This window comes from bacterium, assembly GCA_024224155.1.
In the GTDB taxonomy this organism is placed as follows: Bacteria; Acidobacteriota; Thermoanaerobaculia; order Multivoradales; family JAHEKO01; genus CALZIK01.
Genome location: JAAENP010000535.1, coordinates 1 through 585, shown reverse-complemented (window position 1 = coordinate 585; position 585 = coordinate 1). Strand labels below are relative to the sequence as shown.

Here is a 585-nt window from a genome sequence, read left to right as displayed (position 1 = left end):
GAACGCCGCGCTTGCCGGAACCGACCCGGTGGTTTTCTTCGAAAGCCAAAAGGTCTACGACATGGGCGCGATGTTTCGCGAAGCGGGCGTGCCCGAGGGCTACTACGAGATCGACCTCTCCGAGCCATCGGTCAAAAGGCAAGGCAAAGACCTCACGCTGATCACCTTCGGGCCAGCTCTGTACACCGCCGCCGCGGCTGCCGATCGGCTGGCCGCCGGCTTCGGCCTTTCCACCGACTTGATCGACCTCCGCGCGGTCAACCCGCTCGACTACGAGCCCATCGTCGAATCGGTCCGGAAGACCGGCAAGGCACTGCTCGTCTCCGACTCCGTCGAGCGCGGCTCGGTGATGCAGACTGTCGCTGCCAACATCACCCAACTCGCCTTCGACTACCTGGACGCCCCGCCGGTCGTCGTCGGCTCACGCAACTGGATCACCCCAGCGGCCGAGCTCGAGGAGTCGTTCTTCCCCCAGCCGCACTGGCTCATCGACGCCATCCACGAACGCCTCCTGCCGCTCAAAGGCCACCAGCCCTCGACCAACCAAACCTTGGGAGAGCTCGCGCGCCGCCCCAGGCCCGGGCT

General features: G+C 66.0%; 1 protein-coding gene. It reads left to right on the top strand.

Annotation, left to right across the window (positions count from 1 at the left end):
• The coding region (locus tag GY769_25010) for a dehydrogenase (protein ID MCP4205184.1) at window positions 1-585 on the top strand (585 nt) is incomplete at both ends.